The sequence below is a fragment of the Chloroflexus sp. genome (assembly GCF_049970315.1).
Taxonomy (GTDB): domain Bacteria; phylum Chloroflexota; class Chloroflexia; order Chloroflexales; family Chloroflexaceae; genus Chloroflexus.
On record NZ_JBMFNE010000001.1, the window covers coordinates 117,344 to 138,823 of the forward strand.

The 21,480-nt window shown below is 54.9% G+C and carries 23 protein-coding genes and 1 pseudogene; 13 read left to right on the forward strand and 11 right to left on the reverse strand.

Features of this window, described 5'->3' with window-relative positions; all coding sequences use genetic code 11:
- Positions 1-171 precede the first annotated feature (171 nt).
- Positions 172-1,467 (forward strand): PQQ-dependent sugar dehydrogenase, encoded by a 1,296-nt coding sequence (locus ACP5OT_RS00535; RefSeq protein ID WP_424674547.1) that lies wholly within the window; start codon positions 172-174, stop codon positions 1,465-1,467.
- 26 nt (positions 1,468-1,493) lie between these two features.
- On the opposite strand, the gene ACP5OT_RS00540 is transcribed toward ACP5OT_RS00535, so the two are convergent.
- Positions 1,494-2,267 (reverse strand): alpha/beta fold hydrolase, encoded by a 774-nt coding sequence (locus tag ACP5OT_RS00540; RefSeq protein WP_424674548.1) that lies wholly within the window; start codon positions 2,265-2,267, stop codon positions 1,494-1,496.
- A gap of 99 nt (positions 2,268-2,366) precedes the next feature.
- On the opposite strand from ACP5OT_RS00540, the gene ACP5OT_RS00545 reads away from it, so the two are divergent.
- The gene (locus ACP5OT_RS00545) at positions 2,367-3,017 is read left to right on the forward strand and encodes a Crp/Fnr family transcriptional regulator (RefSeq protein ID WP_424674549.1); all 651 of its coding nucleotides are present in this window, start codon (positions 2,367-2,369) and stop codon (positions 3,015-3,017) included.
- Positions 3,018-3,037: 20 nt separating this feature from the next.
- Here ACP5OT_RS00545 and ACP5OT_RS00550 read toward each other — a convergent pair.
- Both ACP5OT_RS00550 and ACP5OT_RS00555 read right to left on the reverse strand, forming a co-directional pair.
- Positions 3,038-3,827: pseudogene (locus tag ACP5OT_RS00550) on the reverse strand (IS5 family transposase).
- A gap of 162 nt (positions 3,828-3,989) precedes the next feature.
- A complete protein-coding gene (locus ACP5OT_RS00555; protein WP_424674550.1) occupies positions 3,990-4,172 on the reverse strand; it encodes a Flp family type IVb pilin in 183 nt (60 codons plus the stop codon).
- A 183-nt stretch (positions 4,173-4,355) separates the two neighbouring features.
- On the opposite strand from ACP5OT_RS00555, the gene ACP5OT_RS00560 reads away from it, so the two are divergent.
- The 8 genes from ACP5OT_RS00560 to ACP5OT_RS00595 all read left to right on the forward strand — a co-directional run bounded on the left by ACP5OT_RS00560 (position 4,356) and on the right by ACP5OT_RS00595 (position 12,648).
- Positions 4,356-5,489, forward strand: coding sequence for a DegT/DnrJ/EryC1/StrS family aminotransferase (locus tag ACP5OT_RS00560; RefSeq protein ID WP_424674551.1), 1,134 nt, complete (start codon positions 4,356-4,358; stop codon positions 5,487-5,489).
- Entirely contained in the window at positions 5,486-6,499 is a 1,014-nt protein-coding gene (locus tag ACP5OT_RS00565; RefSeq protein ID WP_428131048.1) for an NAD-dependent epimerase/dehydratase family protein, read from the forward strand. Before ACP5OT_RS00560 ends, ACP5OT_RS00565 begins: the two co-directional genes overlap by 4 nt.
- 82 nt (positions 6,500-6,581) lie before the next feature.
- Complete coding sequence (locus ACP5OT_RS00570; protein WP_424674553.1) at positions 6,582-7,532, forward strand: UDP-glucuronic acid decarboxylase family protein; 951 nt, start codon at positions 6,582-6,584, stop codon at positions 7,530-7,532.
- 29 nt (positions 7,533-7,561) lie between these two features.
- Complete coding sequence (gene rfbF, locus ACP5OT_RS00575) at positions 7,562-8,335, forward strand: glucose-1-phosphate cytidylyltransferase (RefSeq protein WP_424674554.1); 774 nt, start codon at positions 7,562-7,564, stop codon at positions 8,333-8,335.
- A gap of 58 nt (positions 8,336-8,393) precedes the next feature.
- Positions 8,394-9,422, forward strand: coding sequence for an NAD-dependent epimerase/dehydratase family protein (locus ACP5OT_RS00580; protein ID WP_424674555.1), 1,029 nt, complete (start codon positions 8,394-8,396; stop codon positions 9,420-9,422).
- Between the two features lie 3 nt (positions 9,423-9,425).
- Positions 9,426-9,956 carry a dTDP-4-dehydrorhamnose 3,5-epimerase gene (gene rfbC, locus ACP5OT_RS00585; protein WP_428131050.1) on the forward strand — a complete coding sequence of 177 codons (531 nt, stop codon included), beginning with the start codon at positions 9,426-9,428 and terminating at the stop codon, positions 9,954-9,956.
- 114 nt (positions 9,957-10,070) lie between these two features.
- Positions 10,071-11,432 carry an NAD(P)H-dependent oxidoreductase gene (locus ACP5OT_RS00590; RefSeq protein ID WP_424674557.1) on the forward strand — a complete coding sequence of 454 codons (1,362 nt, stop codon included), beginning with the start codon at positions 10,071-10,073 and terminating at the stop codon, positions 11,430-11,432.
- 430 nt (positions 11,433-11,862) lie between these two features.
- The gene (locus ACP5OT_RS00595) at positions 11,863-12,648 is read left to right on the forward strand and encodes a DUF4397 domain-containing protein (protein ID WP_428131052.1); all 786 of its coding nucleotides are present in this window, start codon (positions 11,863-11,865) and stop codon (positions 12,646-12,648) included.
- Between the two features lie 78 nt (positions 12,649-12,726).
- On the opposite strand, the gene ACP5OT_RS00600 is transcribed toward ACP5OT_RS00595, so the two are convergent.
- From ACP5OT_RS00600 to ACP5OT_RS00630, 7 genes are all read right to left on the reverse strand, one after another.
- Positions 12,727-13,164: a hypothetical protein gene (locus ACP5OT_RS00600; RefSeq protein ID WP_424674558.1), complete on the reverse strand. Its 438-nt coding sequence runs from the start codon at positions 13,162-13,164 to the stop codon at positions 12,727-12,729.
- Between the two features lie 104 nt (positions 13,165-13,268).
- On the reverse strand, positions 13,269-13,559 hold the full coding sequence (gene gatC / locus ACP5OT_RS00605; protein WP_424674559.1) for an Asp-tRNA(Asn)/Glu-tRNA(Gln) amidotransferase subunit GatC: 291 nt from the start codon (positions 13,557-13,559) through the stop codon (positions 13,269-13,271).
- Between the two features lie 22 nt (positions 13,560-13,581).
- On the reverse strand, positions 13,582-14,220 hold the full coding sequence (locus tag ACP5OT_RS00610) for a CDP-alcohol phosphatidyltransferase family protein (RefSeq protein WP_424674560.1): 639 nt from the start codon (positions 14,218-14,220) through the stop codon (positions 13,582-13,584).
- Between the two features lie 57 nt (positions 14,221-14,277).
- Positions 14,278-15,186 (reverse strand): PfkB family carbohydrate kinase, encoded by a 909-nt coding sequence (locus ACP5OT_RS00615; protein WP_424674561.1) that lies wholly within the window; start codon positions 15,184-15,186, stop codon positions 14,278-14,280.
- 3 nt (positions 15,187-15,189) lie between these two features.
- Positions 15,190-16,293 (reverse strand): ParB/RepB/Spo0J family partition protein, encoded by a 1,104-nt coding sequence (locus ACP5OT_RS00620; RefSeq protein WP_424674562.1) that lies wholly within the window; start codon positions 16,291-16,293, stop codon positions 15,190-15,192.
- Complete coding sequence (locus ACP5OT_RS00625; RefSeq protein ID WP_424674563.1) at positions 16,290-17,087, reverse strand: ParA family protein; 798 nt, start codon at positions 17,085-17,087, stop codon at positions 16,290-16,292. Before ACP5OT_RS00625 ends, ACP5OT_RS00620 begins: the two co-directional genes overlap by 4 nt.
- Positions 17,088-17,243: 156 nt before the next feature.
- Entirely contained in the window at positions 17,244-18,644 is a 1,401-nt protein-coding gene (locus ACP5OT_RS00630; protein ID WP_424674564.1) for a peptidoglycan DD-metalloendopeptidase family protein, read from the reverse strand.
- Between the two features lie 165 nt (positions 18,645-18,809).
- On the opposite strand from ACP5OT_RS00630, the gene ACP5OT_RS00635 reads away from it, so the two are divergent.
- Positions 18,810-19,385 carry a bifunctional nuclease family protein gene (locus ACP5OT_RS00635; protein ID WP_424674565.1) on the forward strand — a complete coding sequence of 192 codons (576 nt, stop codon included), beginning with the start codon at positions 18,810-18,812 and terminating at the stop codon, positions 19,383-19,385.
- Between the two features lie 352 nt (positions 19,386-19,737).
- A complete protein-coding gene (locus ACP5OT_RS00640; RefSeq protein ID WP_428131054.1) occupies positions 19,738-20,352 on the forward strand; it encodes a phosphoribosyltransferase family protein in 615 nt (204 codons plus the stop codon).
- 37 nt (positions 20,353-20,389) lie between these two features.
- Here the strand turns inward: ACP5OT_RS00640 and ruvA are convergent, their stop codons facing one another.
- Positions 20,390-20,977 carry a Holliday junction branch migration protein RuvA gene (gene ruvA / locus ACP5OT_RS00645; protein WP_424674567.1) on the reverse strand — a complete coding sequence of 196 codons (588 nt, stop codon included), beginning with the start codon at positions 20,975-20,977 and terminating at the stop codon, positions 20,390-20,392.
- Between the two features lie 41 nt (positions 20,978-21,018).
- Between ruvA and ACP5OT_RS00650 the strand changes: the two genes are divergently transcribed.
- Complete coding sequence (locus ACP5OT_RS00650) at positions 21,019-21,465, forward strand: methyltransferase family protein (protein WP_424674568.1); 447 nt, start codon at positions 21,019-21,021, stop codon at positions 21,463-21,465.
- Positions 21,466-21,480 lie beyond the last annotated feature (15 nt).

Sequence of the window (21,480 nt, forward strand, 5' to 3'; positions counted from 1 at the left end):
GCGGTGTGCTGTGCTCTCGCCTGCCCGGATTGGTTGTGCAACGCAACGGCGCAGAGAAAGGAGGGGCGCGGTGTGCTGTGCCCTCGTGTATCGTGCTTTTTGAAAAGCACCGTTCGCATGTGGTATGAATAACGTAGGAAGATCGTTATCAATCCATAAGATAGGAACCACATGCGCTACACAATTTGGTTAATCGTTCTTGGTACTATCGCTCTAACGGCTTGTACCGTCGCCTCCAACAACCCAACTGCACAACCCACCTGGCCGCCCACGGCATCGGTCGTCACGCCAACCGTTCCTACCCCAACTCCTACCCCAACCGTGCTAGCAACCCTGGCACCTATACAGCCATCGGTAGCTCCACCCACATCCGCACCGATAGCGGCCATCGATCCGACCACCCTCACCTATTCGCTAGAGATGATTGCCGATAACTTTCGTCGCCCAACCCACCTCACGAACGCTGGTGATGGTAGTCGACGTTTATTCGTAGTTGAGCAGGAAGGGCAGATTTGGGCTATCCACGATGGACAACGGCTCAGCGAACCGTTTCTCGATCTGCGCGCGCAAGTGGGATCGCGCGGAAACGAGCAGGGCTTACTGAGTATCGCCTTCCATCCTCAATTTGCCAACAATGGTCGCTTTTTTGTCAATTATACCGACCGAAATGGTGATACGGTCGTTGCTGAATACCGAGTCAGTACCGACCCCAATCGGGCCGATCCGGCGAGTGCCCGCGAATTGCTACGGATCGACCAGCCGGCAGCCAATCACAACGGCGGTTTACTCTTGTTTGGCCCAGATGGTTATCTCTACATCGGTACAGGTGATGGTGGCGGCGCCGGCGATCCACTCGATGCCGGACAACGGCTCGATACGCTGTTGGGTAAACTCTTACGGATCGATGTTGATAATGGCCAACCGTATGCTATTCCTACCGATAACCCCTTCCTCAACCGCAACGGTGCTTTACCGGAGATTTGGGCTTACGGCTTACGTAACCCATGGCGTTTTACCTTCGACGCGGTCGATAACATCCTCTTTATCGCCGATGTTGGTCAAAATGCGTGGGAAGAAGTCAATGCTGTACCGGCGAATGTTGCCGGCCTCAATTATGGTTGGCGATTGATGGAAGGTGAACAATGCTACCGACCGGCGACGTGTGATCAGAGCGGGTTGGTCATGCCGGTCGCCGTCTATCCACACGACAGCGCCATCGGTGGTTGTTCGGTAACCGGCGGTGAAGTCTATCGCGGTATACGCCAACCGGCACTCACCGGCATCTACTTCTATGCCGATTTTTGTACCGGTAATCTGTGGGCCTTGTGGAGGAATACGGACGAATGGCAACACGCACTGGTAGCGCGCCTGAACCTTCAGACGACCTCGTTTGGGTTAGATGAAGATGGCGAGATCTATCTGCTCGACCGTGCCGGCGGTGTGTACCGACTCGTAGCGGTTGACTGAACCGGCACGTTAGTCGCTACCGAACACTACAGCGCTAGCTGGGCGAGAAACTGTCGGATCAGCCGGATCAGTGCTTCCGGTTGATCCTCTTGGATCGCATGGCCGCTATTAGTTACAAACTCAAGCCGACAATTGGGGATAGCTGCGGCCAATCGCTGCACATCAGAAGGTAGATTGTTCCGTTCACCATCACCGTTGATCAGCAGTACCGGACAACGAATACGAGACGCTGTCTGGAAGCAAATATCACCGCCGGCTGCGGCAATTGCCTGTGCAGCATGGACCCAACCCTCGATAATCGCTTCAAACTGTTCGGAGCCGTGCAGTTCTATAATCTCTTGTCGCCAACTTGGGCGCCGTTCGACCCACGCCGTTGCCGGTAGCCAATCTTGCACGGCATTGACCATCGCTTGACTCATCACACCAGACACGCCCCACGCAACCACGCCGCGAAGCACATCAGGCCGGCTTGCCGCCAAGATCAGAGCACTCTCCCCACCATCACTAAAGCCCATTACAACTACCGGTCCTGGCTGAATGAGATCGAGCAGTTCAGCCATATCGGCAGCATCACGTTGATAAAAATCAGGCGGGAAGGTACGGTTGGGTGGCCGGCTCGCGCCGTAACCGCGCAGATCGGGAGCAATGACGCGATGATCGCGACTCAGATCATCGATCAGTAATCCCATATGGGTGCGAGCAGTACCAACAAAGCCATGTATGAGTAACACCGGCGGCCCACTCCCAAGATCGTGATACGCGATTTCTGCGCCGTCATGAAGCGTAACGCGATGCTGCATAAACATGCCTATAATGATGCAAAGTAGCTTATGGCTAAACGATATACCCAAAATGCGAGTGTTGTAAATAATACACTACCTCAGACTGTGAGCACGATAATGACAATTGAGAACCTGCGCTCGATCCCATTATTTTCTAGCCTCGATGAAGCAACTCTGGCCGACACCGCACAGCGAGCCCAGATTTGCCACTATCGCCCCGGTCAGCATATCATACACGAAGATCAACCGGCTCACGCGATTTTCTTTGTCCTGCGCGGTCGGGTACGGTTATCGCGCACGGCGCCTGACGGTCGTGAACAGGTACTGGCGATGGTTGGGCCGGGCGCATACTTTAACGCTGTACCAATCTTCGACAGAGGGCTTAGTCCGGCGACAGCACGAGCAATGAGTCATGTGACCTGTGTGCTTCTTGCCCGTGATGATCTGTTAGCCCTCATCCGCAAACATCCCGACTTAGCGCTGGCAGCCCTCGCCGATCTTGCCGGTCAATTGCGTGAGTTGGTGACGTTAGTCGAAGATCTCGCCTTTCGTTCAGTACGCGCACGCCTAGCCCGCCTCTTACTCGCTGAAGCGACAAGTGGTACTGCTGAGGTGACCCAACAGGAATTGGCCGAACGCACCGGTACGGTTCGCGAAATTGCCGGTCGTGCGTTACGCCGGATGGCCGAAGAACGCCTCGTGAAACTCGAGCGGGGCCGGGTGATCGTACTAGACCGAGCGCGCTTGGCCCAGGTCGCTGAGGAGTAGGAGCGATCGTCTAGAGTCTGTTATGTCCTTTCGAGCATAAAGGTAATGAACCGCTTCAGCATGCGCATCGCAAAGGCCAGAACATGCAATCCCGCCAAGACCTCTGGCAACCGCTCATCATCTCGCTCCAGCCGACGAAAGCGCGCCATCCAGGCGAAGCCGCGCTCAACGACCCAGCGGTGCGGCAGCAGGCGTGTGGCTTCCGACCGCTTAGCGATCGCCGGCCGGATGCCGTGGGCGTCGACCGCCGGTTGTTCCCCCGTATCGCCCTGGTCGACGAACGCCACTTCAACCGACTCGCCCGTGACGGCTTGGACCTGTTTCGCCAACGTGGCGACCTGCGCGCGTTCCTGTTCGTTGGCAGGCGTGAAGACCACGGTCAGCAACTGGCCCAGCAGATCAACCGCCACGTAGACCTTGCTGCCCTGGCGTCATTTCTACCCGTCAGCGCCGGCGCGTGCCGCTTTCCGGGGGTCGCTTGTATCGTGCGCGCGTCAACGATCGCCGCGCGCGGCGCAGGCGCACGCCCTTCGACGTCACGCAACAGCGCGCGCCGATCATGGACGAGCATCTCAAAGTCCCTGGCCTTCAGTCAGCGCTGGGGTTGCCGAGAGACGGTGTACCACTGCGGCAGATCGTTGGCATCATGCGCCAGGGTACTCCTGTGCGGACGATCCAGCGCAAGCCGTTAAAGACCGCGCGCAGCGAGTGGCCGTGCTACGGAGCGTCTTCGGTCATTAAGGTCAGGTAGAGAGGGCCGAAGACCCACTCCTCATCGCTCACATCGCCTGGATAGAGTGTACGTGTCATGCTGACATCCTACCATGTTTAGCTGAAGTGTATAACAGGCGCTAGAGGACTGCGATCCCTTTGGACACTGACAAAAATAAACATAAAGGTGGGTTACAAATCTTCAACAGATTTGAACCCACCAGGATCACCTATACGCTCATACCTTATCTGTCGCCGGACTTACTGGAAAATTGCGGCGACAGTGTTATACATATCAGACAGCGAATCACCAATTGTGATCATGGCCAACACACAAACTAGTGCGATTAATGTAATAATCAAACCATATTCGGCCAACCCTTGGCCACGTTCACGCCGTTGTCCGATTGCCAACACTATCGCCAAAAAATGATGGAGACTCATCGGGATCACCTCCTTTCTACCTCAAATAGATAGCTCTACTGTACCGTGCTGTCTAAACAGATGCAAGCCGCATCAAGTACTATTGCCCTATAGTACCGAGACCGATGTAAAATGATCTAGTCTATCATCGTCGCAGCATGTCGTTTCGTAGCTCGGCTACCATACCCAACCAGGAGTACATGCATGAGTACATCGTGGCGCGTTCCGTTTGGCGATCTGCAACGCAGTCATCAGGCGTTGCAGGCAGACCTCATCGCTGCCGCCAAACGTGTGATTGAAAGTGGATGGTACATTTTAGGTACTGAAGTGACTGCATTTGAGCAAGAGTTTGCTGCGGCTTGTGGCGTAGCACACTGTATCAGTGTTGCCAGTGGCGCCGATGCACTCTATTTGGCACTGGTTGCAGCCGGCATCGGGCCGGGTGATGAAGTTATCACCGTCGCCAACGCTTGTATGTACGATGTTGCCGCTATCGTGCAGTCCGGTGCGCAACCGGTATTGGTCGATGTTGATCCAACGACGCAGAATATGGATCCGGCAGCATTGGCTGCCGCTATCACACCACGCACCAGAGCAGTGATCCCAGTACATTTGTTTGGTCGTTTGGCCGATATGCCGGCAATTATGGAAATTGCTGAGCGGCACGGTCTGATCGTGATCGAAGATGCAGCACAAGCCCATAGCGCGTGGCGACTTGATGACACCGGTCGGCCACGACCGGCTGGGCAGTGGGGCCATCTGGCCGCGTTTAGTTTTTATCCGAGCAAGAATTTGGGTGCGTTAGGTGATGGTGGTGCAGTAACGACCAATCACCGCGAGTGGGCCGACCGATTGCGACAGTTACGAATGTATGGTTGGGAGCGCAAGTACTATACTATTGAACCGGGTGGACGCAACTCACGCCTCGATGAGTTACAAGCGGCGCTGCTACGGGTAAAGCTACCCCATCTCGCTGCGGCAAACGCTGCCCGGCGAGAACGGGCCGGCTGGTATACGACAGCACTGGCCGATCTACCGGTTGAAGTGCCCAGCGATGAACCGGGGCATGTGTACCACCTGTTTGTGATAATCCTACCCGACCATACAACCCGCGACCGGTTGCGCAACCATCTGTTGGCTCATGGTATTGGCTGTGATATTCACTATCCGGTTCCGACTCACCTGCAACCGGCTTATGCCGATTTGGGCTATCGTCCGGGTAGCCTGCCGATAACGGAAGATTTAGCCGGACGCATCCTTTCACTGCCGATGTACCCGGAATTGAGCTACGATGAAGTGATGTTAGTTGCTGAAACTATCAGAGCGGGTATCATATGATCGATCTGCAAACCCTGTCCGGCGCACGAGTCTTGATTACCGGTGGGCTTGGCTTTATCGGCTCCAATCTGGCGCACAGGCTGGTTGAACTCGGTGCACAGATCACCCTCGTCGACTCGTTGATCCCTGAATACGGTGGTAATCTCTACAACATTGCCGGCATCGAGGATCGAGTGCGCGTCAATATTGCCGACGTGCGCGATGAGTATTCCATGAACTATCTGGTACAAGGGCACGACATCCTGTTTAACCTCGCCGGACAGACCAGCCATCTCGACTCGATGCGTAACCCCTACATCGACCTCGATATTAACTGTCGTGCCCAATTATCAATCCTCGAAGCCTGTCGTAAGCACAATCCGCGAATCACGGTAGTTTACGCTTCAACCCGCCAAATTTATGGCAAGCCCGATTATCTGCCGGTCGATGAACGCCATCTGTTGCATCCGGTTGATGTCAACGGTATCAACAAAATGGCCGGTGAATGGTACCACATTCTCTACAACAATGTGTACGGCATTCGGGCATGTGCCTTACGCCTAACGAACACCTACGGCCCACGCATGCGGGTGAAGGACGCGCGCCAAACCTTCCTCGGCGTCTGGATCAGGAATGTGATCGAGGGCAAACCGATCCAAGTGTGGGGTGACGGCAAACAACTGCGTGACTTCACTTACATCGACGATTGTGTGGATGCACTGTTGTTGGCAGCTCTGCATCCGGCTGCAACCGGACAAATTTTTAATCTGGGCGGTTTAGAGGTGATTAATCTGCGCGATCTGGCAGCCTTAACGGTAGAAGTGGCCGGTGGAGGCAGTTTCGAGATTATTCCCTACCCACCCGACCGCAAGTCAATCGATATTGGTGATTACTACGCCGATGATCGTCGTATTCGACAGATGTTGGGCTGGCAACCACGTATCGATCTCCGTACCGGCTTAGCCCGCACAATTGCCTTCTATCGCGAACATCACCAACATTATTGGGATTCGGTCATGAAAGGAGTTTAATTCCATTATCGGTCAATGTTCATTAAACCTTCACCAATACTCAGTAGCATGCAAACCGATAGTACAGAGGAGAACGACAGCTATGCGCATACTCATCACCGGGGGAGCAGGTTTTCTCGGTTCACACTTGTGTGACCGCTTTCTGGCAGAAGGGCATACAGTGATTGCGATGGACAATCTCATTACCGGTAGCACCGATAATATTGCCCATCTGGCCGGACACCCCCGCTTTCTCTTTATCCACCACGATGTGACCAACTATATCTATATTGAAGGTTCCATCGATGCAGTACTCCACTTTGCCTCACCGGCGTCACCGATTGATTATCTCGAACTGCCGATCCAAACCCTTAAAGTCGGTGCGCTCGGCACGCATAAAGCGCTCGGCTTAGCCCGAGCCAAAGGAGCACGCTTCCTTCTCGCGTCCACGTCAGAGGTCTACGGTGATCCGCAAGTCCACCCCCAACCGGAAAGCTACTACGGGCATGTCAACCCGGTTGGACCTCGCGGTGTCTACGATGAAGCGAAGCGCTTCGCCGAAGCGATGACGATGGCCTACCATACCTATCACGGTGTCGAAACACGAATCGTTCGCATCTTCAACACCTATGGCCCACGTATGCGTCTCCGCGATGGCCGCGTTGTTCCCAACTTTATCTCACAGGCACTGCGCGGTGAGCCGTTGACGATCTATGGCGACGGTACTCAGACCCGTTCGTTTCAGTATGTGTCAGATTTGGTTGAAGGTGTCTACCGACTGCTGTTCAGCGATGAAGTCGAACCGGTCAATATTGGTAATCCGGGCGAATTTACCATTGCCGAATTCGCACAGATCGTCAACGAGATTACCGGCAATAAAGCCGGCGTGATCTATCGCGATCTACGCACCAAAGACGATCCACAGGTGCGCCAACCTGACATCAGCAAGGCGCGCCGGATTTTGCAATGGGAACCGAAGGTATCGCTGCGCGAAGGTCTCGAGCTGACGATCCCGTGGTTCCGCCAAGAATTGCAGCGACGCGGCGAACTGTAATCATTCCACACGAAGGCAGGTTGCAGTGTATGAAAGCGGTCATTCTAGCTGGCGGTTACGGTACCCGCATCAGTGAAGAAAGCGCTATTCGGCCTAAACCGATGGTCGAGATCGGTGGAAAGCCGATACTCTGGCACATTATGAAGATCTACTCAGCCCACGGTATCAACGAATTCATCATCTGTTGCGGCTATAAAGGTCATATAATCAAGGAATATTTCGCCAACTACTACTTGCATCACGCCGATGTAACCTTTGATATGCAGGCCAATCGGATGACCGTCCATCACACCCAGATCGAACCGTGGCAGGTAACCCTGGTCGATACGGGTGAGCAGACGATGACCGGTGGGCGGATCAAACGGATCCGCCCCTACGTTGGTGACGAAACATTCTGCCTCACTTACGGTGACGGTGTGAGCGATGTTGATATTCGGGCCTTGATCGCCTATCACCGCGAGCAGGGCGCGACGGTAACACTCACGGCGGTGCAGCCACCGGGTCGATTTGGGGCCTTTACCCTGGCCGAAGACCAAACCCGCATCGAGAGCTTCAAAGAGAAGCCTAGTGGTGATGGTGCCTATATTAACGGTGGGTTCTTTGTGGTCGAGCCGGCTGCCTTTGATCTGATCGCCGGCGACGACACGGTCTGGGAGCGTGAGCCACTCGAGCAGTTGGCTCAGCGCGGTGAGTTGGCAGCCTACCGTCACCACGGCTTTTGGCACCCGATGGATACGTTGCGTGACAAGAATTATCTCGAAGGTTTGTGGCAAAGTGGTCACGCACCGTGGAAGATCTGGTAAGGCCAGCGTTACCATTCCATAGTATCGGATCGCCTATTCCATGCGCTAGGAGTTTCCCATGAGAATCCTGCTCACCGGCAGCGGCGGCTATATCGGCATTGTCACCGCCCCATATCTGATGGAACGTGGTCACGAGGTGGTTGGTGTAGATACCGGCTACTACGAAAGTGGGTGGCTCTATCACAGTGGCCTGCCTCAACCACAATTGATCGTCAAAGACATCCGTCGGCTGACTACAGCCGACCTCGTTGGGTTTGATGCCGTTGTGCATATGGCCGAACTCTCGAACGATCCACTCGGTCAACTTAATCGGGAACTGACCTTTCAGATCAACCATCAGGGTAGCGTCAACTTGGCGAAGGCTGCCAAAGCTGCCGGTATCACCCGCTTCGTCTATATGTCATCGTGCTCGGTCTACGGCATTGGCGAAGAGGGTGAAATCAAGACAGAAGAGTCACCGGTTAATCCTCAGACCGCCTACGCCGAGTGTAAAGTGTTGGTCGAGCATGATCTGGCGCAGATGGCCGACGATAACTTTTCACCGGTCTTCTTGCGTAATGCCACCGCATTTGGTCCTTCACCACGACAACGGTTTGATGTTGTGCTCAACAACCTGTCGGGCCTTGCGTGGACGACCGGTAAGATTGCAATGACCAGCGATGGAATGCCGTGGCGACCTTTAGTGCATATCCTCGATATTGCCCACGCAGTGGCTTGTGCGTTGGAAGCACCACGAGAAGCGATCCACAACCAGATTTTCAATGTTGGCGATAGCCGGTACAATTATCGGGTACGCGAAATTGCCGAGATCGTTGCCGAGGTGTTTCCCGGCTGCGAACTTACGTTTGGGCGTAACGATGCAGATAACCGGAGCTACCGAGTGGATTTTACGAAGATTGCCACCCGCTTACCCGGATTCGCCTGCCGGTACGATGCCAGCGCCGGTGCTCGGCAATTACGCGCGGTGTTTGAGCGGATCGGTATGACGCGCGAGATCTTCGAGGCCCCACCATACACGCGGCTGAAGATGTTGCGTCATCTGATCGCGACCAACCAGCTTGATGCTGAACTGTTTTGGAGGAGCTAGGGTATGCGCTTCATTCCAACCGAGCTAAAAGACGCACACATTATTGAACTTGAGCCGCGGGAAGACAATCGTGGGTTCTTTGCACGAGTGTGGTCGAAGGATGAGTTTGCCGAACACGGATTGGTGGATCGGGTCGTGCAGATGAATCTCTCGTACAACCGGCTCGCCGGGACGTTGCGGGGTATGCACTTTCAGCACGCACCGTATGCTGAAACAAAGTTGGTACGCTGTATTCGCGGTGCGATCTACGATGTGATTATCGACTTGCGCCCCGATTCTCCCACCTACAAGCGCTGGATCGGCGTGACCCTCACGGCGGCCAACCGGCTGGCACTCTATGTCCCTGAAGGATTCGCCCACGGCTTCCAGACGCTCGAAGACGACACTGAGGTTTTCTATCAGGTCTCGCAATACTACACACCGAGCGCTGAAGGCGGTGTGCGTTTTGACGATCCGGCCTTTAGTATTAAATGGCCGTTACCGGTTACCAAAATGAGTGAGAAGGATAAGCGCTGGCCATTGTTTAACGGATAGTGTGTTCGACAGCTTGCCGTGTGCGCGAAGGCTATCCCACTACGCACACGGCAAATCCTCCAACCGTTCTGCCCATTCCCTTATTGCTATTCCATCACTACTCGAAGGTGCTCTATGATCCTTGTTGACACTGCTCTCGCCCGTGCTGAAACCGAAGGACGCCCAATCCGGGTGGGCATGATCGGTGCCGGTTTTATGGCGCGCGGTATTGCGCTCCAGATTATTCGCTACACTCGTGGGATGCGTTTGGTGGCGATTGCAAACCGTACTATTGAGCGCGCTATCCAAGCCTATACTGAAGCTGACGTGCCTGCCGAGGCGATTCGGCGAGCTACCACGGCAACTGACCTCACTGAGACGCTGGCAGCCGGCGCACCGGCTGTCACCGATGACGCACTCCTGCTCTGCACTGCTGATGGTATCGATGTCATTCTCGAAGTCACCGGTGCGGTGGAGTTTGGGGCGCGCGTGGCACTAGCCGCCATGCAACACGGTAAACACGTCGTGACCATGAATGCCGAACTCGATGGCACCCTCGGCGCGATTCTGCAAGTCTATGCCCGTCGTTACGGCGTTATCTTCACGCTGTCCGATGGCGATCAGCCCGGGGTCACGATGAATCTCTACCGGTTTGTTCGTGGATTGGGGGTCAAACCGGTGCTGTGCGGTAACATCAAGGGCTTGCACGATCCGTACCGGAATCCAACCACCCAAGCCAACTTTGCCAGGCAGTGGGGACAAAATCCGTACATGGTGACGAGCTTTGCCGATGGCACGAAGATTTCGTTTGAGCAGGCGGTTGTGGCTAATGCAACCGGTATGCGGGTAGCACGACGCGGTATGTTCGGCCCGACCGTTCCCTCAGGAACACCACTCGCCGATGTTGTACACAACCTGTACCCGCTAGAGGCACTGATCGAAGGGCCGGGGATTGTCGATTATGTCGTTGGGGCGACACCGGGACCGGGTGTGTTTGTGCTGGGTACCCACGATCATCCACGTATGCAGCACTATCTCAACTTGTACAAGTTGGGGAAGGGTCCTCTTTACCTCTTCTATACGCCGTACCATCTTTGCCACTTTGAAGTGCCCAATTCAATCGCGCGTGTGGCACTGTTCGGCGATCAGGTGTTAGCCGCTGCCGGCCGACCAATGGTTGAGGTTATTGCAGCAGCCAAGACCGACCTACATGCCGGTCAGATTCTTGATGGGTTGGGCGGCTACATGACGTATGGTTTAGCCGAGAATGCTGATGTAGTTTATGCAGAACGTTTGTTGCCGATCGGATTAGCCGAAGGGTGTACCTTGCGACGTGATATTCCCAAAGATGGTGTCATCACCTACGACGATGTGGAGTTCCCGACCGATCGGCTGAGTGATCGTTTGCGTGCCGAGCAAGATGCGTTGTTTTGGGGGACACCGGCTGCTGCTGACGCATCCGAAGGACAATACCAGCGCATAGCACACACAGAGTGATTGACTGCAATGACCGGAGAGGGTTTTGCTCGGCTCCCGTTCCTGTTTGACGAGCGATGGAGCGCTACCAACATCGCAACGGACAAACTACCGGTGAACCTGAGTCGAGCATAACAAACTATCTATACACCCATACCCCATACCACTGCACCGCACCGGCCATCTCGACCGCACCTCAATAACATATAAGGAAAACAACAACCTGTTCCGACCAACCGATGTCGGCTACGCACTGCGCCGGTCACAGACACGAGACGGTCGGAGCATGCTCCCCTCTGCCACCTTCTTGCCAACATTGGCCGAATCTCACACATCCGATTTAGCCACTGCTGCGTAGTAAGGAGTGAAGCCGGAAATTGTGCAAAAACCGTTCAAGAAGGGCGCATTCCCGGTATGGTAAAGCCTTATTGTTAGATAGGGAGGAACGTTCATGATCCGAAAGCTGTCGATCGCCTTGACCACGGCCCTGTTGTTTGCATTGCTGGCAGTACCGGCCTTTGCCCAGAGTGGCACAGCCAAAGTACGAGTTATTCACGCTTCACCCGATGCACCGGCGGTAGATGTATTCGTTAATGGCAATGCAGTGCTGACCAATGTTGGTTTCTTTGCCGCCAGCCCTTACCTTGATCTACCTGCCGGTACCTATCGCGTACAGGTGGCTCCAACGGGTGCAGGAGCCGGCTCGGCGGTAATTGATGCGAATGTCACCATCGAGGCTGGTCGTGCGTATACAATCGCTGCTGTTGGCCCGGTCGCGAGCATTAAGCCGCAAGTAATCGTCGACAACCTGAGCGCACCGGCTGCCGGTCAAGCGAAAGTGCGTGTCTACCACTTCTCGCCTGATGCACCGGCGGTTGACGTGAAGTTGGCCAACGGTACAACACTCATCAGTAATCTGGCATTTCCAGACGCGAGCGATTATCTTGAAGTGCCGGCCGGGACCTACGATCTGCAAGTCACACCAGCCGGTGGTGATGCAGTGGTAATCAATTTGGCGGGTACGCGGGTTGAGGCAGGACAGATTTACAGCGTCTTCGCAACGAACTTTGTTGCCAACATTACGCCACAGCTTGCAGTAACTGCACCGGTGACGACGGCAGCTCCGGCAACGTTACCGCGAACCGGCGGTGAGACACTCCCATTGGCAGCAGCAGCTCTGACGGCGCTGGCGCTGATGGCAGTGGGTGGTCTGGTGATGCGTCGCAGTATGCGATAGGCGATTAGCCAATCGTAAGAAATGAAAAAGGGGATCGGTTTCTCACCGATCCCCTTGCTATTGATGACGACTATGCTGTTACCGTACCAATGTACGCCGCACTCGATCGATCGCTTGCTGAGCCATAGTGAGATACACGGTATAGACGCCCGAACGGTTCAAAACCAGTGGGGTAGCGACACCGACAGCCAGCAACGCCGGCAGCCAAAAGAGGACGAAGAACTGAGCCAACCACGCGCAGATCAGACCGGCGCCAAGCAGGACATTCAGCAGAGCGGTGCTCTCACGCTGGGTATAGCCGGTCCCGAGCAGTTCGCGCAGATTCGCGATCAAGAGAAGGACGCCGGCAAACGCACTAAAGTGCATGGTGAGACCGATGTTGAAGAAGCGCAGCAACAGGTAGATTAACAAGCCAAAGACGATCACCCCGAAGATAACGAGGTAGATCGGCTTAACCGGATACCCCCCGATCAAGACATACGATTGGCGTGAACCATTACCATTATTCCCGTACATCGTCGTATCCTTTCACTGCATTACGTTATATCGCTGCCGGTACGACGTTGCTACCACGCCAAAAGTTGCATGGCCCATACACGAGGAGTGACAGATGACAACGTCTATTCTTCAAACACTGCCCGTACACGGAACATACCATCCTGCTGATCGGGAGCATTGGCCAGTGCCTGTTCTTGAGTGAGCATTTCACCGACCACATCAGGTCGCCAGACGGTCGTCAGACCGGTAACTTGGGCCGTTGGCGGAACATTACTAACATCAATCTCTTGCAACATGGCAATGTAGTCAAGAATTGCCGAAAGTTGGGCTCGCATCACATTCACTTCTTCATCGGAAAGGGCAATACGGGCAAGGCGGGCAACGTGGCGGACTTCGGCTTCTGAGAGCGACATAACAACCTCGTATCCTAATTACTTACACAACCCCTGATTCCTTGTGCAGTTTATGATCGTGTGCCGAACCAACCAACATTTGGCGCGTATACAACAACCGCTGCACAGCCGTCACGTGGGAGGCAACACCTACTGCAATCACGGCCCATTCAAGGATCGGTAAATCAGGCAAGAGGGGCATCAACACCAAACCGATCAAGAGCAGGCCCAGCTTTTCTTGCCGACCGGCGAAGCCAACATTGCACGAAGTCAATTTACCGGTTGCTTCTGCGCGGGCACGAACGTAGCTTGCCATCACCATACCAAAGATCGCAAACAACGTCCACACCGGAGAAACCAAACCGGAGATCATCAAGCCCCCCATCACAAACGCCTCAGCGTAGCGATCGGTAACGTGGTCAAGGACTGTACCATAGTCACTTGCTTTACCACTAGCCCGTGCTGTAGCACCATCAAGTACATCAGCTAACCCCATCAGCAAGATGGTGACCACTCCCCAGAGGAAGGCGCGTTGTGCGAGCAAATAACCGGCTAACATGCTAAACACAAGGCTCAGATAGGTAAGCATATTGGGATGGATCCCAAGACGGGTACAGAAATGCCCAAGCGGCAACGAAACCTGCTCGTAGACTTGGCGAAAGCGGGCAAGCAACGGTATCATTGATGTTTATCCTTTAGCTAGGGCACTGCTGAAACGCACACATCAGACCGTGCCACATTATCGATCCTGTTGCACAAGAAAGGCGGTACGTCGCTCTACCTCAGCCAGGGTAATCGGTGCATCCGGGCCGGTATATTCAATCCAGATCGAGGCTGTCGCGGCACCGGTGCATCCAGCCCGAAAAAGATCGCTCGGATTGGCGAGATAGGCATGCAAGAAACCGGCCATATACGTATCTCCAGCCCCGGTCGGATCGCGCGCATCGGTGGGGAAGGCTGGAATTGCAATTGAACGATCACCATCATCGATCTGAGAGCCGGCTTCGGCAATTGTCACAATCGCAATGGCACACCCAGTCTCTCGCAGCCGCCGCGCCGCTAACACCGGGTCACTACGCGGGTCAATACCGGTGATAACTTTCGCTTCAACTTCGTTTGCCTTGATCACATGACACAGCGGTGCGATCGCTGCAAACTCGACCGGTAGAAAGTGTTCGATCCGTCCATCGGCGCCAATCCGGCGCAACAGCCCCTGCGGATCGAGGAAGATCGGTGCTTGGGTACGAGTACGGATGGTGTAAATGAATTCCAATGACGTTTCTTGCAGAATTGGCCCCACAACAACGGCTGCGGCGGTTGTGACAACATCCGGCACCATTGTTATTGGTTCGGCCACACCCAAGACGTCGAGCGTGCGATCACCACGACTATCATACACCAACTTAAAGCCACCGGTTTGGGAAGCCCTCTCAACGAACGGTGTGATACCGTAACGCATAAGGTCAGATTGGAATCGGTCGGCGTAATCAGGACCTACCCGTCCAACCAGCGCAGTCGTGCGCCCCAACCGGCCCAGTGCCAGACAGGCATTCGTCGAGCACCCGGAGAGGACTCGTCCCTCGGTACGCACTACCGGCGTGATAATTTCATCATAGACCGGATTACCAAAAGCAATAACTTCTACCATGGCTTAGCCATTCCCCAATAAACGATCGTACAACCCTTGTAACTGCTCTTCATCGTACAGCGTAATAGTTACTCTGATAGTGCGTCCACTGCGAACAATATGAACTGGAGTTTGCAATAGTTCTTCAAACATCTGCTGAGCCATCTGATCTTCAGGCGAGCGCCGTACTGTGCGGGTTTGTTCAGCGTTCAAGCGTGGTGTTGCCTCCGAGGTGGGCTTCCCCCCCAGTGGCTGATGCAGCGCAGCCAGTGCAGTACGCTGATCGGTACCGGCAGCCAGAGCCATGCAGAATTGTTCAGTCTCAAGTACATTGAGGCGATGATGGATCACCGCCTCACATGCTTCCGTTTGGACCTGTGGATCGGATATGCGGAGTAGTGCCAGCGCCTGTGTCGGTTCGATCTGACCGGTGCAGAGGGCCTGACGAGTACGTGCCGTCAGGCCAGGTTGACTCGCCAGCTCGGTGAGGTGTTCCACATCACGCACAGTTAAGCCACGCTCGCCGATCAAGGTCAGGGCTGCGGCTTGGTCGGCAGGATCGTCAAGACGCAACAGGGCACGCCCGTGACCAGCACTGATCGCACCGTCGAGGAGCGCTTGGCGCACGACTGGTGCGAGGCGGAGGAGACGACGGCTATTGACAATAGCTACCCGGCTCTTACCAACCCGACGTGCAATTTCTTCATCGCTCATCCCGAACTCACGTCGCAGAGTTTCGTAAGCTTGCGCTTCTTCGATGGGGTTAAGATCGGCGCGCTGGATATTTTCGACGAGAGCGAATTCAAGGAATTGCTGAGGAGTTGCGTTCTTAACAATCGCCGGTACTGTTGTCAGGCCAGCCATCCGTGCGGCACGCAAGCGCCGTTCACCGGCGATCAGTTCATAGCCACCTTCCGGATCTTCGCTCACGATCAGCGGTTGAAGGATACCGTGCTCTTGGATCGAAGCTACTAATTCGGCCAATGTTGCTTCGTCGAAGGAGGTACGCGGCTGGGCCCGATTCGCCCGAATTGCCGCTACCGGCAACGAGCGCACAACCGTTTGGTCGGTGGTGGTTGCCGGAATGAGTGCATCTAATCCACTCCCTAGCCCACGTTTTCGGCTCATACCGTTCGCTCCTCCCGTCCTATTACTTCTTCGGTCAGCAGGGCGTAAGCTTGAGCACCACGCCCGTGGGGGTCATACTCATAGGCAATGCGACCGTGACTTGGCGCTTCGCTCAGCCGTACACTGCGTGGGATGAGGGTACGGCAGATGAGACGGGGGAAGTAGCGTTGCACTTCATCAACGACTTGTTGCGCCAGATTGGTACGGCCATCGTACATCGTCATCACGACACCAAGAATCCGGAGCGTTGGGTTCAGACTCTCCCGCACTCGTTCGAGGGTCGTTTTGAGTTGAGCCAACCCTTCGAGGGCGAGGTATTCACACTGAAGCGGGATCAGCACCGCATTTGCTGCACAGAGAGCATTAAGTGTCAGCAATCCAAGTGAGGGTGGACAATCGATAATAATCCAATCGTAACGCGGCAATAGTGGGATCAAGCCATCGTGCAGGCGCCATTCACGCCGTTCAACGCCGACCAGCTCCACAGCCGCCCCGGCAAGTTCTTGATCGGCGGGGATCAGATCGAGCCGCTCTCGTCCGGTGGCGAGGGGGAGCGTTTCCGGCGATGCACTACCGAGCAATAAATCGTAGGTGGTGACGTTCAGTGAAGCCTTCGCGATACCGAGGCTGGTGGTGGCATTTCCTTGTGGATCAATATCGACCAACAGAACACGCCGGCCACGCCGAGCCAATTCGCCGGCTACATTGACGGCGGTTGTCGTCTTCCCGACACCGCCTTTCTGGTTAGCAATCGCTACGATACGTGGTTGCGGGCCTGTAGGTTGCTGTTTCACGTGAAACACCTGCACTACGCAGTCACTCCGCTCGCTATTGTACCATACGGTGACAGGGCCGCGTGAAACGCTACGGTATCAAACAACCGTAGGTAGAATGACCGATGAACGAGACGCAGCACGGGTGACACGACACAAGCGCAAAAGCTTTGGGCATCACGGTAGGTAACGGAGTGGATTCACTGCACGTCCATTGACGAGGATAGTAAAGTGGAGATGCACGCCGGTCGAGTATCCACCGCCGGCACGATCGTAGGTACTTCCCATATAACCGATTAGTTGGCCAGTACTGACTTCCTGACCAACCTGCACAATCGGGCGGGTAACTAAATGACCGTAAATCGTCTCAATCCCGCCGGGATGGCGAATCTTCACACAGTAGCCGTAACCACTACACCAGCCGGCTTCGTACACCCAACCACGACTCGCAGCAACAATCGGAGTCCAAGCCACATTCGCAATGTCGATACCATTATGAAAGCCGCCCCAACGTGGGCCAAACCCTGAAGTTAACACCCCCTGCGCCGGCCAAACCCAACGCGGCGGTGGGGGAGGGAAGTTGCGCACTTCCGGCAGTGCGGCAACCTGTTCCGGATCCAACTCGAGCAGATCGCTGCGAATCCAACCGGTCATTTCCCCAAGAGCAACCAACACCCAATCGCCATACCGCCCACGCAACGCAACTTGCCGACCAGCGGTTAATTGGGCAAGACGTTGGTGATCGGTGCTTGGACCAGAACGAACATTTGTTTCATTGGTAAGGACAATCCCAACCGGCTCGGCCTTACGCTGAGCAAAGGCCGCTTCCTGTTCGGATGACCATGCCAAGCGCCCGCCAGGAATAAAAATCTCTTGACCAACGATTAACTGTTCGTTACGCAATCGATTCGGTGCAAAGGTTGCAATCGCTTCCGGTGCCACCCCGTACCGCTCGGCCAAAGCGGCTAACGTCTCTCCAGCCCCCACGGTGTGGGCTACACCGGCCAAACGGGCAATCCGCAACGGTTGCCCCACCCGCAAGGCATCGCCACGATCAAGGCCGTTTGTCCATACTAATGTGCTCAGCGGAATCTGATAGCGAGCCGCCACCTCAGCCAGGGTCTCCCCCTCCGTGAGCAGGTGCGTTGTTCGATATGCCGTCACTACCGGTACCGGCGCACGTAACGCCGGTGCAATCGGCTCAGGTTCACGAGCTACCGATGCGGTCACCCGTACTGCTCTCGCCACGCCTACCGCTTGCTCGGCCGACGTTGCCACCACTGTCGCCACACTCGGTGTATGCACCTGTTGCCGACCCGCAATCAGTTGCTGCCAAGGGAAACTATAATCAACCGCGAGCATGACGATAACGGCGAGGAGGAGAAATCCATGACCAACCTGACGTGACAGGCGGAGACGCCACTGCACCACCGGAAGGGGAGCAACGGCAGGTGGTCGTAGTACCGATACAATCGTCTGATTACGCAACCGACGCACGGTATAACGCGCCGTAGCAAGCCGTCGCCGACTGCGCATCCATCGCTCAAACCATGGAGGATGATGAAAAATAACCTGCATGATCGATCCTGCTCAGCTCTGCCGAGAGAATACACCGAATAGAATAGTTTGTCAATCTTGACGGCATCTTTCATCGCATGATAAGATATTAGCACTTGATACTCTCGCTGCCCGATCCGGCCTTCCCCAATGACCGGTGATGGGCATTTCACGAAAGGCCGGCCGATGATACGAGTCGTTGTCGATAGTATCCGTGTCAGCCTATTGACGCAGAGCCGGGTCGTCGTTCTCCGCGAAACTGAAGGCAATCGTTACTTGCCCATCTGGATCGGCCAGTTTGAAGCCGACGCCATTGCGTCAGCTATTCAAGGTCACGAACCACAACGTCCGATGACCCACGATCTGCTCAAGGCTGCTATTAGCGAGTTAGACGGTTTGGTTCGCCAGATCTATATCAACGATATCCGTGACAATACATTCTTTGCGCGGATTATCATTGATCAGGCAGGGCGTACCCTCGAATTGGATGCTCGTCCAAGTGACGCTATCGCCCTTGCTGAGCGGGTCCAAGCACCCATCTTCGTGGCTGACCATGTGCTTGAACAAGCTGGTGTCCTCTTTGATGAAGAGGAACAGTCTGATGCGACCCTCCCCACTCCTCCAAGCCGCAGCGAAGAACCGAAACCTGAGGCCGAAACCGAATCGGAACCCGAGCTTAACGAGGATTCGCTGTCGATCTTCCGCAATTTTATCAACACGCTTGACCTGGACGACCGCGATCGCTCCAGTGAGAAGTCGTAAGTACCTCAGATACATCGTGTAACGGGGCGGTTAACCGCCCCGTTTCTTTATATCCTGCTCTTGTGGATAACTTACGATATTATGTGGAAAACTCGCCACCTATGTGGATAACGTGCGGAATAGTTCGTGTACAGCGCGTGGAAGATGTGCGAACAGGTACGCGCACCCGAAACACGATCATCGCTATGTGGAAAACTATACCCATGTCGTCCACATCCTGCGCAGCGCATTAGAAAGCATGATTTGAAGCTTTATCCACATCTTCCACCTGACTACGATCATGACGGTTCATTTCTTTCTGTTAATATTGTTTATCTGATAAAGAACAATCTATTAGACCTGTGGAATATCTATGAACCTCTTGCCTACTACATTCTGTGAACCATTCCCACCACTCGTTCAGCGTATCAATGCCGAAGCTGTCGTGATCAATGATCGCATCCTCAAAATCGATCATCTGCTCAATCATCGTATTGATACCGATTTGATGCAGGCTATCGGTGCTGAACTCGCAAACCGCCTTGCACCATTTCAGCCAGATCTTATCCTGACGGCAGAGGCGAGCGGTATTCCACCGGCGTTGTCAACAGCGTTTGCCTGTCGCATACCGCTGGTATATGCCAAAAAATACCATCCCGATGTGCCGATGCCGGCTCTTACACGCCTAATCTCTTCGCCTACGAAAGGAGGAGAGGTGCTATTGGCAATCACCGCTCGCTTTATTCCTGCTAAAGCACGGGTGGCAATTGTCGACGATTTCTTGGCCAATGGACGGACAACCCTCGCGTTGGCCGAGATGGCGCAAGAGGCTGGTGCCAGCGTTGTGGCAGCGGCGTTCGTGGTGGAGAAGGTGTTTCAACAGGGTCGTGAACCGTTGCTTGCGTTAGGGATACCGGTGATCGCCTTGGCCCAAATCGAACGATTTGCCGATGGCCGGCCGGTCATCAGCGGTTGGTCATCATCGTAGAGAGAGTGCCGCAAAGACCCTACGATGACCTTGACGGTTATGCGCTGCCGAAATAGCGTAACGCCAACCGTAATCGTTCCTCTAACGTCGGTGGTGCGTCACTGGGTAACGATGCGATCGCTGCGGCTGCCTCGGCGGCGCTGTAGCCCAAACTGACTAAAATCTCGCTGAGTTCGCGATCAAGAGTGCTGACACTCGTACTGCCACTCGCCGTGAGCTGGCGGAAATCGATCTTGCCGCGCAACTCAAGCACAATCCGCTCGGCCGTCTTCTTGCCGATCCCCGGTACCCGCGCCAATCGGGCTACGTCTCCACCGGCGATCATGCTCCGCACTTCATCCGGTGTCCCGCTTGATAGCAAACTCAGCGCCAATTTTGGCCCAACTCCACTAACTCCGATCAGTTGTTCAAAGAGATTACGCTGAGCGTTGTCACTGAAACCGTAGAGGGTGAGCGCATCTTCTCGCACAATTAAGACGGTGTGAAGAAAGATGTCGCTACCAACCGTACCGACAGCACTGAGTGTTGAGCGTGGTGCATAGATCAGAAAGCCAATACCGCCGGTTTCAACAATCAGATAGTCATTGCCAATGCTCTGGATCACGCCGCGAATTGATGCAATCATGAGATATAGACCTTACGCTGATGTACGTTGGGAGATGACCAATGATGATCCGTTCGCCATGTCGTTCCTTTGGCTTGGTGTTTGGCCAGTTTGCCTGTTTGGGTGCCATCGCCTTCAGCGGGCCACTCCTGCCGTCCTCTCCGCTCTTGCTAGGATTGCTGGCCGCCGGGCTTGGCCTTGGCTTGTGGGCTCTCCTCACGATGCGTCTGCATCGGCTCTCGGTATTGCCCGATCCGTTGCCACAGGTCGAGCTGGTCAGTACTGGACCGTACCGTCTGATCCGCCATCCGATGTATGCTAGCCTGCTTATTGTAGCATTGGCGTGGGTGCTGACCATGCCGACATTGTGGCGCTGGGCCTTGTGGCTAGCCTTACTGGTGGTATTGGTAACTAAGCTAAGCTATGAAGAACGCATGCTCGTGGCAACTATTCCCGGCTATCGTGTGTATCAGCAGCGATCGTGGCGGTTAGTGCCGTTTGTCTGGTAGCCAGCGCAATGAGAT

Coding starts and splice junctions, on each gene's coding strand:
- ACP5OT_RS00535 (WP_424674547.1), top strand. CDS start 172: ATGCGCTACACAATTTGGTTAATCGTTCTTGGTACTATCGCTCTAACG.
- ACP5OT_RS00540 (WP_424674548.1), bottom strand. CDS start 2,267: ATGCAGCATCGCGTTACGCTTCATGACGGCGCAGAAATCGCGTATCAC.
- ACP5OT_RS00545 (WP_424674549.1), top strand. CDS start 2,367: ATGACAATTGAGAACCTGCGCTCGATCCCATTATTTTCTAGCCTCGAT.
- ACP5OT_RS00555 (WP_424674550.1), bottom strand. CDS start 4,172: ATGAGTCTCCATCATTTTTTGGCGATAGTGTTGGCAATCGGACAACGG.
- ACP5OT_RS00560 (WP_424674551.1), top strand. CDS start 4,356: ATGAGTACATCGTGGCGCGTTCCGTTTGGCGATCTGCAACGCAGTCAT.
- ACP5OT_RS00565 (WP_428131048.1), top strand. CDS start 5,486: ATGATCGATCTGCAAACCCTGTCCGGCGCACGAGTCTTGATTACCGGT.
- ACP5OT_RS00570 (WP_424674553.1), top strand. CDS start 6,582: ATGCGCATACTCATCACCGGGGGAGCAGGTTTTCTCGGTTCACACTTG.
- rfbF (WP_424674554.1), top strand. CDS start 7,562: ATGAAAGCGGTCATTCTAGCTGGCGGTTACGGTACCCGCATCAGTGAA.
- ACP5OT_RS00580 (WP_424674555.1), top strand. CDS start 8,394: ATGAGAATCCTGCTCACCGGCAGCGGCGGCTATATCGGCATTGTCACC.
- rfbC (WP_428131050.1), top strand. CDS start 9,426: ATGCGCTTCATTCCAACCGAGCTAAAAGACGCACACATTATTGAACTT.
- ACP5OT_RS00590 (WP_424674557.1), top strand. CDS start 10,071: ATGATCCTTGTTGACACTGCTCTCGCCCGTGCTGAAACCGAAGGACGC.
- ACP5OT_RS00595 (WP_428131052.1), top strand. CDS start 11,863: ATGATCCGAAAGCTGTCGATCGCCTTGACCACGGCCCTGTTGTTTGCA.
- ACP5OT_RS00600 (WP_424674558.1), bottom strand. CDS start 13,164: ATGTACGGGAATAATGGTAATGGTTCACGCCAATCGTATGTCTTGATC.
- gatC (WP_424674559.1), bottom strand. CDS start 13,559: ATGTCGCTCTCAGAAGCCGAAGTCCGCCACGTTGCCCGCCTTGCCCGT.
- ACP5OT_RS00610 (WP_424674560.1), bottom strand. CDS start 14,220: ATGATACCGTTGCTTGCCCGCTTTCGCCAAGTCTACGAGCAGGTTTCG.
- ACP5OT_RS00615 (WP_424674561.1), bottom strand. CDS start 15,186: ATGGTAGAAGTTATTGCTTTTGGTAATCCGGTCTATGATGAAATTATC.
- ACP5OT_RS00620 (WP_424674562.1), bottom strand. CDS start 16,293: ATGAGCCGAAAACGTGGGCTAGGGAGTGGATTAGATGCACTCATTCCG.
- ACP5OT_RS00630 (WP_424674564.1), bottom strand. CDS start 18,644: ATGCAGGTTATTTTTCATCATCCTCCATGGTTTGAGCGATGGATGCGC.
- ACP5OT_RS00635 (WP_424674565.1), top strand. CDS start 18,810: ATGATACGAGTCGTTGTCGATAGTATCCGTGTCAGCCTATTGACGCAG.
- ACP5OT_RS00640 (WP_428131054.1), top strand. CDS start 19,738: ATGAACCTCTTGCCTACTACATTCTGTGAACCATTCCCACCACTCGTT.
- ruvA (WP_424674567.1), bottom strand. CDS start 20,977: ATGATTGCATCAATTCGCGGCGTGATCCAGAGCATTGGCAATGACTAT.
- ACP5OT_RS00650 (WP_424674568.1), top strand. CDS start 21,019: ATGATGATCCGTTCGCCATGTCGTTCCTTTGGCTTGGTGTTTGGCCAG.